The following is a 10,401-nucleotide window of genomic DNA, read 5'->3' on the forward strand; positions in this document are numbered from 1 at the left end:
CTCCAGAGTTAGATACCCGCCAAACTCACCGTTTGACCGGACTTGGCCGAGCGCGTCGCGGCTTCCGCGACGGCCAGTGCGTTGACGCCGTCGTCGAGCGTGACCGGCAAGGCCGTGCCCGAATTGACAGCCTCGACGAACGCCGCCCATTCCGCGGAATAGGCGCGCATGTAGCGCTCCAGGAAAAAGAACTCGGGCTTTGCCGAGGACACGCCATCCTTGGTCGCCTTCGAGACGGTGTTCTCCAACACGTTACCCGCCGAGAGCAGTCCCTCCGAGCCAAGCAGTTCGACCCGCTGATCGTAGCCATACACCGCGCGGCGGCTGTTCTTGATGACGGCGATGCGGCCGTCGGCAAAATGCAGCGTCACCACGGCCGTATCGACATCGCCGGCGGCGCCGATTTCCGGATCGACGATCGAGCTTCCGATGGCGGTTACCGTCTCCGGCAAGCCGCCCATCAGCCAGCAGGCCATGTCGAAATCATGGATCATCATGTCGCGGAACAGGCCACCCGATACCTTGACGTAGGAAACCGGCGGCGGCGCGGGATCGAACGACGTCACGGACAGCAATTCGGTCTTGCCGATCTCGCCGCGATCGACCGCTGCCTTCAGCGCCGCGAAATTGGGGTCGAAGCGGCGGTTGAAGCCGATCATGACCGGACGCCCGTTCTTCGCCGCGACCTTCTGGCAGGCGCGTGCCCGTTCGAGGCTGAGGTCGACGGGTTTTTCGCAGAGCACGGCCTTGCCGGCGGTCGTCGCTGCTTCGATCAGGCCGGAATGGGTGTCCGTGGATGTCGCGACCAGCACGGCATCAATCGACGGGTCATGGATGATCTCATCCGTCGTCTTTGCCGCGGCGCCATACTGGCTTGCGAGCTTTTTCGCCGCATCCATGTTGACATCCGAGATCGCGACGAGCGTGCTGCCGGGGTGCGAAGAGATTGCCTTTGCGTGGACGTTGCCGATGCGGCCAGCGCCAAGGAGGCCAACTTTAAGCATTTCAATTCCTTTCCATGAGCGGTTCAAAGACCGCTTGTTCTTTCTGATGTCGGCGATGTTGCTCGACGTTAAGCTTTAATACCGGCCGCGAAGCGCTCGAATTCGGCGTCCGTTATCGGGACGGCATGCTGCGGGGCCGGATAGGCGCCCGTTTCGACGTCGGAGATGAACTCCTTGAAGGCCGCGACCCTCTGCTGCTGCAGCCGCGCAAATTCGGCTGCGAAGTTGCGATAGGTTTTCGCGTGCCTTGGCTTGTGGCCGGCCGTGTGGCCGAGCACATCCTCGGCAAAGAGATATTGCGCGTCGGCCCCCGCGCCAGCGCCCATGCCCAGCATGATCAAGGGGGTGCTTTTCGAGATCACCTCACCGACGCGGTCCGGAACGACTTCCAGTTCTGCGCCGAAGCAGCCGATCGCCTCCAGCCGCTTGACGTGGTCCCAGACCGCTCTGGCGCTTTCAGCGGTCTTGCCAACCGCCTTGAAGCCGCCGGTCCAGGTGGCTTGCGAGGGGATCAGTCCGACATGGGCGATCACCGGAACGGCGTTGTCGCAAAGCGCTTTCTGGATATCGAGCGAGGCGGCGCAATAGATGCAGTCGGCGCCGATCGCCATGAAGCGGAAGGCTTCGCGCAGATAGTCTTCGGCAGTGGCGAGCTTGCCGAAGGGGCCGAAAGGCAGCCCTACCTGCACAAAGCAGTTTCCGGCCGCCTCGCGCATCTCCGGGCTGAAGAACCGGCCCTCGATCGACAACATGTCGATGCCCGCCGCGTTGGCCGCCGCCGCCTCTTCGAGCGTCGTGACATAGAGCATGGAGATTTTCTGGCCGCGCGCCTTCATGGCGCGGATGTCTGCGACCGTCGGACGGGTGTGATAGAGACCCATTGGTTACCCTTTCAAACTGTGAATGCGTTGCGGAAGGCTTCAAGTGCTGTGTCCGCGTCGCCGGAGGCGAAGGCCTCCATGCCAATCGGGCCGGAATAGCTCATGGCCTTCAATGCTTTGGCGATATTGTGCCAGTTCACCTCACCGGTTCCCGGCTCACATCGGCCCGGCACGTCGGCGACCTGAATTTCTCCGATCCACGGCAGCGACTTGCGGCACAATTCGATCAGGTTTCCTTCGCCGATCTGCGCATGGTAGAGATCGAGATTGAGCCGCAGGCGCGGGTGGTTGACGGCCGAAACGAGAGCCAAAGTGTCCTCGGCGCGGCCGAACGGAACGCCCGGATGATCGACCGGCAGGTTCAGGTTCTCCAGCGTGAACGTCACGCCCTCTTCTTCGGCCATGTCGACAATCCGGCAAAGGGTATCGCGCGCTTTCAGCCACATCGCGCCGGTGACGACCTCGATCGGCTGGACGGGCAAGCCGCCCTCCCCGAGGCCCGTTCCATGCAGGTTGAGGCGCTGCACGCCCAGCCGCTTGCCGATCTCGGCGGTTTCGCGCGCGGTCTTCAAAAGCTCCGCGGCACCCTCGTCATCCGTCAACCGGCCGCGCAGATAACCGTTCATGATGGTGAAGGTGGCACCGGTGGTCTCCAGCTTCGCCAGATCGTGGTCCGGCCAGTTCCAGAGCCCGACGCCGAAGCCCAGATCCTTCAGCCGGCTGGCGCGCCACTCTATCGGGCGCTCGCGCCACAGCATTTCGGCGCAGGCGGCAAGTGCGAATGTTCCAGTTGTCATGTTCATATCTCGATAAAGACGCGGTCGTTTTCGACCTTGGCTGTGTATGTTTTCAGGTTGATGCAGACGGGCATGCGCATCGCCTCACCCGTGCGATAATCGAAGACGCCGCTGTGTTTCGGGCATTCGATCGAATGATCCATCACCAGGCCATCGGCAAGGTGAACCTTCTCGTGTGTGCAGACGCCATCCGTGCAGTAGAAATCGTCTTCCGGGCTACGGAAAATGCAGAATGTTCGACCCTGATGATCGAAGCGAATGACTTCTTCCTGCTCCACGTCGTCCGTTCCACAGGCTTCCACCCATTGAGGCATGATACGAATACTCTCTCTTCTATTGTCGCTTTTGAGGTCTACGGCCCGGACCCTTGTGGGGGCCGGGCCGCGGGAAGATCCGCGCGTGGAGGTGCGCGGACCGGGAGAACGTAGGGACATCGCTTGCGTGATGTCCGGCAAGCGCATCAATGCGCGTGCTTGGCCGGTTCTGGATGGCCTTCGCCCGTCACCATGTAGCTTTCGATCTCGGCCTCCAGCTCGGCCATCTGTTCGCCGCCCGCCATCAGATCGGTGATCTCCTCCCGGCTCTTTTCGCCCTTGCGGAAATCCGCCGCCTTGGCGCCACGGATAAGAACCGCGAAGTGATCGCCAACCGTCAGCGCATGGATGACATTGTGGGTAATGAAAACCACGGCGATGCCCTTCTGGCGCGCCTGCAGGACGATGCGCAGGACATGCGCGGCCTCTTTCACGCCCAGAGCCGCAGTCGGCTCATCAAGGATCAGGAGCTTGGCGCCGAAATGAACGGCACGGGCAATGGCCAGGGCCTGACGCTCGCCGCCCGAAAGGCCGCCGACAAGACGGTCTCCGTCGTCGATACGGGTGATCCCGAGTTCGCGCATTTCCTTGACGGCGATGCCGTTGGCACGGGCGCGGTCATAAATGGTGAATGGCCCCCATCGGCGTGTCGGCTCTGCACCGACAAAGAAGGAACGCCCGATGCTCATCAGCGGGAACGTGCCGCCGAACTGATGCACCGTTGCGATGCCCTGTTCGCTGGCTTCGCTGGGTCCTTCGAAGGAGACGGGCTTGTTGTCGAGCTCCATCAAGCCCGAGCTGGGTTTGTGAACACCCGACAATATCTTGATGAGCGTCGATTTGCCCGCGCCATTGTCTCCGAGCAGGCAGAGCACTTCGCCGGCATGGACGTCGAGCGAGATATCGTGAAGCACATCGATCGGTCCGAACGACTTGTTGATACCGGTCAGTTTGAGCAAGGGCGTCTTCATTTGCCAGCTCCCTTCTTGGAACGGGGCGAATACATCAGCGCCATATTGCGGAAGGTATTGTTCATCAGCACCGCGACGAGGAGAAGGACGCCAATGATAAGGCTGGCCCAGTTCGCATCGAAGCCGGTGTAGAATATCCCCTGGTTGACGATGGCGAAGGTCATGGTGCCGAGCACGATGCCAACCACCGAGCCGTATCCGCCGGTGAGCAGGACGCCACCGATAACGACGGCGATGATCGAGTTGAAGATGAAGGACTGGCCGGCTGCGACCTGAGCACTGTTGTAGAGCAATGCCTGCGACAGGCCGACGAATGCCGAACACAAGCCGCTGCCGACGAACAGCGAGATCGTCAGCCGTTCCGTCGGAATGCCGGCATTGCGCGCACTGACGCTGTCTCCGCCCATGGCGAAGATCCAGTTGCCGTAGCGCGAAAAATTCAAGAGAAGCCCGACGATCAGGACAGCCCCGATCCACCAGAAGATCGTGACCTGGAATTTGCCGCCGACGAACTGGCCGAGCAGCGCCTTGGCAACCGGTCCGCCTTTGAGGGCGACACTCGTGTTGCCGGCCAGGATCACCGACAAGCCAAGCGTCAGGCCGGCAACGGCAAACAGCGTGGCAAGCGTCACGACGAAGGACGGTACTTTCGTGCGAACAACGACGAGACCGTTGATAAAGCCGACAGCCATGCCCAGACAGAGAGCGGCGGCAATCCCGACCAGAATTGGGGCCTGATAGTATCCGGAGACGATGGCAATCGTCATCGAACTGGCGGGAATGACGGACCCCACGGACAGATCGAGATGACCGGCGATCATCAGCAGGCCGACCGGAAGCGCGACGATGCCAAGGCCGGCGGCAACGTTCAGCCAGCTTGCGAACCCGCCTGCGGAGAGGAAATTCATGCCACCGAATACGGAGAAAAAGGCGAAGACCACGATCAGGCCGATCAGCGAGCCGATCTCGGGCCGTCTGACGAGACTGCCGATGGAAGGCCCTGTGCGGGCAGGCGCGGCTGATACCGCTCCTGCAACGGGGTGAGTTAAGGTTTGAGTTTTCATGGGTTTCCCCCCTGATGAGCCGAAAATGCAATGGATTGACGCTGCTGACAGCGTGACGGAAATGCCCGGCCCGAAGGCATCCAGCCTCGGGCCAGGCATCAGCGCGAAGTGCTAGCGGGCGCCCGCCGCTACGCCGTTCAGCGTCGCTTCGACGTTGGAGGCATCGACAATACCGGGACCGGTCAGAACCGGTTTTGTCGGCAGGTCGAGTCCGAAGTTGACGTAGCTGTTCAGGAGCGACACGGCCAGAAAGCCCTGCAGATAGGGCTGCTGGTCGATGGCGAAGAGCTGCGTGCCATCCTTGATGCGCTGCAAGCCGGTCTCATCCATGTCGAACGTGCCGAGCTTGACCTTGTCGACGGTACCGGCCTGCATGACGGCATTGGCGGCACTGTTGCCGTCACCCGCGCTGATCGTGATCACGCCATCGACGGTTTCGTCCTTGAGCAACGCCGCCTTGATGGCTTCAGCCACTGCGGTCGGATTGCCGAAGCTGGTGGATGGCAACGGCAATTGGCTCGCCTTGCCGCCATGTTTGGCGATCCCGTCGGCCAGTCCCTTGCATCGGGCCTCTGTATTGGCGGCGCCGGGAAGCGAGTTGATACAGAGGACGTTCTTGGAGCCGTTCTTTGCAAAATTCTCGCCGCCGGCAACGCCGGATTCATATTCATCGCTGCCGATATAGTTCATCGCGCCCAGCGTCTTGGCCGCTTCCATGCCGCCGGCATTGTAGATGATGAGTGGAACCTTAGCATCGACAACCGCCTTGAAAGCCTCGTCCATGGCTTCCGGAACCCAGTCCGGACCGACGATGGCGCTGGGGTTCTGGCTGAGCGCCGTGCGGATAAGATCGGCGGCATCAGGGCCCAGATTGTCATAGTTCTGCGGACCGAGCCAGGTTACCGAACCGCCCTGCGCGGAGACGAGCTGGCCGGCGTCATCAGCACCCTTCTTGACCTTCGACCAGAAAGGGTCGTCGGCCTTTCCGCCGATGACGAAAATTTTCGCTCCATCGGCCATCGCAACCGAGGCCGTTGTCGCGATCACCGCGGCTGTGAGCGCCGCCGTGATCAGATGCTTGATATGTTTCATGTCTTCCTCCTCCTAGCGGCCGTCACCTGACGGCCTTTTAAAAACATCGGCGATGAGAACGGTCGGGGCTTGCAGCCAAGCCCATGGAAATCCGGTACTCCTCAACCGGATCTCTGTGCTCATCGCCTCCCAAGGCTCAGCGCTGGCTTGCCGTCTCCGTATTCTTGGCGTTCAGCCGGGCTTTCTTTTCCTGGAACCGCGCCTGCATCTGAGCCTCGCCCTCCTTGGTTCCGTCGTGCCAGGTGCCGAACCACTTATCGAGCGGGATCAACCCGTCGCCGCCGTAGTTCACCTCGAAATACTTGTGGTGAAGGTAGTGTGCGTAAGCATGGCTATCGACGGCGGTTTCCTCGGTGACCTCGAGCTTTTCGAAGCCGATATGGCCGTTGACCGCACCAAAGCCGGCAATGTGCAACTGGAACAGCGCAACGATCGGATTGGAGGGAATGACGAGATGCCACAGCGCGACGGCGTGATAGAGAAACCCTTCCACCGGATGCATGGACAGCGACGACCACGGCGACGGATTGACCGAATTGTGGTGGACGGAGTGAATCCACTTGTAGAGCAACGGCGTGTGGATCAGCCGGTGGATCAGGAAGAAATGCACCTCATGAATGACCGGTGCGATGAAGACCAGCAGGGCCAGATAATAGGGATGCTCATCCCAGTTGACCCAGGTGGCGGAACCGTTGGCGAAGCACCAGAGCATGGCCACTTCGACCACTGTCCAGAGCGGGATCGAGATGAAGAAACTCCGCATGAAGTTGTCGATATTCTGGCTCTTGAACCAGAAGACATCCGATGGCTGCTCGGATGGGAACTTCGCGTTGTATTTAAAGCGGTTTCCCTGAACACGCTTGACGTAGTAGAAAAGCTCGATCGAGCCGTACATGACGAAGATCGCTGTCGCGTTGACCGCATAGAGATAGAGTGGCCAGCCCCAGCTCAATGTCTTCATCGTCTCGATATCGGGAATGACGAGGTACCAGTAGGCGAGCGCGGTTGCCATGTGGAACGCATTCCACGGAAAGAGATATTCCGGCAGCCAATGCAGCACTTTCAGGAATTTCGGCGGCCAGGCCCAGAAGGGCGCAACCTCGATGCGGCCGTTGGGCGACCAATCGCCCCGCTTGTTTCGTGTGCCAAACTTCAGATCATCCATGTTCAATCCTCGAGCGGGCAATGTGCCTTGCCCAGCAGCAGCCTTGATGTTGTTCACACAGGTCGAAGCCCATCACCGCGGACACACAGAACCGTTCGGTGCCCAGGTGCTGGGCCCGTCCTTCTCATTCCCCACGGCTGACTATCTTCCTCCCAAACGGCCGGGCATCCCGAAGCCGTCTTGCTTGAGTGAAGTTAAATGGCTTGACGCCTCTCAACGCAAGTGCTGTTGATATGCGGAGATACAAAAGTTTCATTTGTATCAGTTTGGCGTGAAATTTGACATGAAATGATATGAGGAACGACGATGACGCGTCCAACGATACGGGATCTGGCCAATGCGGCCGACGTTTCCATCGCCACGGCGAACCGGGTGATCGGGGGCAGCGGGAGTGTCAAGCAATCGACCATGCAGCGGGTCAAGGAAGCGGCGCAGGAGATCGGGTTCTACGGCATGGGCGCCATCGACAGCCGAATCGCCGCAACAAGAAGCAAATACCGCTTCGGCTTCCTTCTGCATCAGCCATCCCGGCAATTTTACCTGAACCTTGCGCAGGCGCTGCGAGCCGCAGCCGAGCGCATCCCCGACTGCTTGATCGATCTTCGAATCGAGTTTCTCGACGATCTGTCGCCACAGAATACGGCGGCAAAAATGCTTGAGCTTGCCGAAACCTGCGATGCCGTCGGTGTCGTCGCTGCGGTTCATCCCATTGTCAGCCAGGCGGTGGAAACGCTACAGAGCCAGGGCAAGCCGGTCTTTGCGCTCATTTCGCAGATCGCCCCGACAGGGCAGGTTCACTTCATCGGTCTCGATGGCTGGAAAGTGGGCCGCACGGCGGCCTGGATGTTCGAGCATGTCTGTGATCGTCCCGGCAAGCTCGGGGTTCTCATGGGCAACCCCCGATACCGTTGCCAGGAGATGAACGAGAGCGGATTTCGATCCTATTTCCGGGAATATGCCTCCGATTTCACCATTCTCGAGCCGCGCTCCACTTTCGAGTCGAAGGCGGTCGCCGAGGAAATGACCGAGAACCTTCTCAAGGAACACCCGGACCTGCAGGGCCTCTATGTTGCGGGCGGCGGTATCTCCGGCGCCCTCGCCGCGCTGAGATCGACCGGCAACGCCGGGAAAGTCATGCTGGTCGGCTACGAGCTGATGGACATAACGAAGCAGGCGCTTCTCGACGGCACCATGACCTTTGTCATCTCCCACCCCTTAAATCGCGTGGCGGAGGAAGCCCTGTCGGGCATGGTTCGCTGCGTCAAGGCAAAGGGTGGCGACGGCGCCTATACCAGCGTCCTGCCGTTCGAAATCTACACCCGCGAGAATATATAGCCCCCTGCGCCTCGATAATAATGATATTGTTTATCTCATTTTTATCGAAAAATGATAGTCAATGATACATTGCATCATTGGCATGTTGCGCCTTGCCGGACATTGCGTATGGTCGGACCCACACCTTGGGAGGCAACACCTGTGACACAACACTTCGTCATCATCGGCGCTGGCGAATGCGGCGGCCGTGCGGCACTCTCTTTACGTGAACGAGGCTTTACAGGGACACTCACGCTGATCGGCAGTGAAAGCCTGGCGCCCTATGAGCGTCCGCCGCTGTCGAAGGACGGTATTCTTCTTGCCGCCGGGCCGAAATTCGTTGCGGAAGCGGACGATTTTGCATCGCGCGGCATTATCTTGCGGCTGGGCGTTTCCGTGACCGCAATCGATCGTGGCAGCAAGTCCGTTTCCATCTCCGACGGAACGGTCCTCGCCTATGATAAACTGCTGCTTGCGACCGGCGCGCGGCCACGGGAGTTTCCCGCGTTGCCTTCTCACGGCAAGCGGATCCGCACGCTTCGCAGCCATGCCGATGCCATGGAGATCCGCACGTTCCTCGGGCCGGGACGGAAGATGGCCATGATCGGCGGCGGCTTTATCGGCCTGGAACTGGCGGCGAGCGCCAGGCGGCTCGGCACAGCGGTGACGCTGATCGAGGGGCTGCCGCGGATCCTGTCGCGCGGCGTTCCCCCGGAGATCGCCGCAGCTGTCGCCTCTCGCCATCGGGCCGAAGGCGTGGACATTCTCTGCAACGCCCGCATCGCCGGGATCGACGACACCGGAGACGGCGTGCGTGTTCTCCTGGAGGATGGTTCCGCAATCGAAGCCGATATTCTGGTCGTTGGGATAGGATCCGTCCCCAACACCGAAATCGCCGCCGCCGCCGGTTTGGCCGTCGACAACGGCATTGCCGTCGATATCCATCTGCAGACCAGCTACCCGGACGTCTACGCCGCGGGCGACTGTTGCTCCTTCCCGAGCGATCATTACGGTGGCCGCCGCATCCGGCTTGAATCGTGGCGCAGCGCCCAGGAACAGGCGCTTCTCGCTGCCGCCAATATGATGGGCGCCAAGGAAGCTCTATCCGCCGTGCCGTGGTTCTGGTCGGATCAGTACGACTTCACGCTGCAGGTCGCGGGACTGGCCGATGGCGCAGCAACCACGGTGCGCCGTGATCTGTCTTCCGAGGCGTTTATTCTCTTCCACCTGGCCGAAGACGGCCGGCTGCTTGCGGCCAGCGGCATCGGGCCGGGCAATGCAATCGCCCGCGATATCCGCCTGGCTGAAATGCTGATCGGCGCCGGCCGCCATCCCGATCCCAAGGCGCTCGCAGCGCCGGAGGTCAAGCTCAAGCAATTGCTGGCAGCCTGACCCCTCCCCTTTTCGCTATCAACGCGGACAAGCCGCTCGCTCATCCGACTGAGGATTCTCATGACCGCCCATGTACTGACCGTTTCGTGCAAATCGACCCGTGGCATCGTCGCGGCAATTACCGGCTATCTGGCCGACCAGGGGTGCAACATCGTCGACAGCTCGCAGTTCGATGATCTCGAAACCGGCCTGTTCTTCATGCGCCTGAGTTTCGACAGTCAGGAAGGAAACCAGCAGGCAGAACTGGAAAAAGGCTTTGCGGCTGTCGCCGCCCGGTTTCAGATGACGGCGCAGTTTCATGACAGCGAACACCGGATGAAGGTGCTGTTGATGGTGTCACGCTTCGGCCATTGCCTGAATGACCTGCTCTACCGCTGGAAGATCGGCGCCCTGCCGATCGAGATCGT

The 10,401-nt window shown here is 60.6% G+C and carries 11 protein-coding genes; 3 read left to right on the forward strand and 8 right to left on the reverse strand.

The window, feature by feature from the left end; genetic code table 11:
* Window positions 1-8: 8 nt before the first annotated feature.
* From iolG to ADU59_RS28690, 8 genes are all read right to left on the reverse strand, one after another.
* Window positions 9-1,004, reverse strand: a complete 996-nt coding sequence (gene iolG, locus ADU59_RS28655; protein ID WP_068959138.1) for an inositol 2-dehydrogenase — start codon at window positions 1,002-1,004, stop codon at window positions 9-11.
* Between the two features lie 68 nt (window positions 1,005-1,072).
* Complete coding sequence (locus tag ADU59_RS28660) at window positions 1,073-1,885, reverse strand: 3-methyl-2-oxobutanoate hydroxymethyltransferase (protein ID WP_068959140.1); 813 nt, start codon at window positions 1,883-1,885, stop codon at window positions 1,073-1,075.
* An 11-nt stretch (window positions 1,886-1,896) separates the two neighbouring features.
* Complete coding sequence (locus ADU59_RS28665) at window positions 1,897-2,682, reverse strand: TIM barrel protein (RefSeq protein WP_425332066.1); 786 nt, start codon at window positions 2,680-2,682, stop codon at window positions 1,897-1,899.
* A gap of 2 nt (window positions 2,683-2,684) precedes the next feature.
* Window positions 2,685-2,996 (reverse strand): MocE family 2Fe-2S type ferredoxin, encoded by a 312-nt coding sequence (locus ADU59_RS28670; protein ID WP_068959144.1) that lies wholly within the window; start codon window positions 2,994-2,996, stop codon window positions 2,685-2,687.
* Between the two features lie 146 nt (window positions 2,997-3,142).
* Window positions 3,143-3,967, reverse strand: a complete 825-nt coding sequence (locus ADU59_RS28675) for an ATP-binding cassette domain-containing protein (protein WP_068959146.1) — start codon at window positions 3,965-3,967, stop codon at window positions 3,143-3,145.
* Window positions 3,964-4,959, reverse strand: a complete 996-nt coding sequence (locus ADU59_RS28680; protein WP_068959164.1) for an ABC transporter permease — start codon at window positions 4,957-4,959, stop codon at window positions 3,964-3,966. Before ADU59_RS28680 ends, ADU59_RS28675 begins: the two co-directional genes overlap by 4 nt.
* A 183-nt stretch (window positions 4,960-5,142) precedes the next feature.
* Complete coding sequence (locus ADU59_RS28685; RefSeq protein ID WP_068959148.1) at window positions 5,143-6,123, reverse strand: sugar ABC transporter substrate-binding protein; 981 nt, start codon at window positions 6,121-6,123, stop codon at window positions 5,143-5,145.
* 136 nt (window positions 6,124-6,259) lie between these two features.
* Window positions 6,260-7,288: a sterol desaturase family protein gene (locus ADU59_RS28690; RefSeq protein WP_068959150.1), complete on the reverse strand. Its 1,029-nt coding sequence runs from the start codon at window positions 7,286-7,288 to the stop codon at window positions 6,260-6,262.
* A 306-nt stretch (window positions 7,289-7,594) separates the two neighbouring features.
* On the opposite strand from ADU59_RS28690, the gene ADU59_RS28695 reads away from it, so the two are divergent.
* The 3 genes from ADU59_RS28695 to ADU59_RS28705 form a co-directional block, all read left to right on the forward strand.
* A complete protein-coding gene (locus tag ADU59_RS28695; RefSeq protein ID WP_068959151.1) occupies window positions 7,595-8,623 on the forward strand; it encodes a LacI family DNA-binding transcriptional regulator in 1,029 nt (342 codons plus the stop codon).
* A 141-nt stretch (window positions 8,624-8,764) separates the two neighbouring features.
* Window positions 8,765-9,994, forward strand: coding sequence for an NAD(P)/FAD-dependent oxidoreductase (locus tag ADU59_RS28700; RefSeq protein ID WP_244506538.1), 1,230 nt, complete (start codon window positions 8,765-8,767; stop codon window positions 9,992-9,994).
* Window positions 9,995-10,054: 60 nt separating this feature from the next.
* On the forward strand, window positions 10,055-10,401 hold a 347-nt coding region (locus ADU59_RS28705; protein ID WP_139093244.1), incomplete at its 3' end, for an ACT domain-containing protein.

Source organism: Pararhizobium polonicum, assembly GCF_001687365.1.
Classification (GTDB): domain Bacteria; phylum Pseudomonadota; class Alphaproteobacteria; order Rhizobiales; family Rhizobiaceae; genus Pararhizobium; species Pararhizobium polonicum.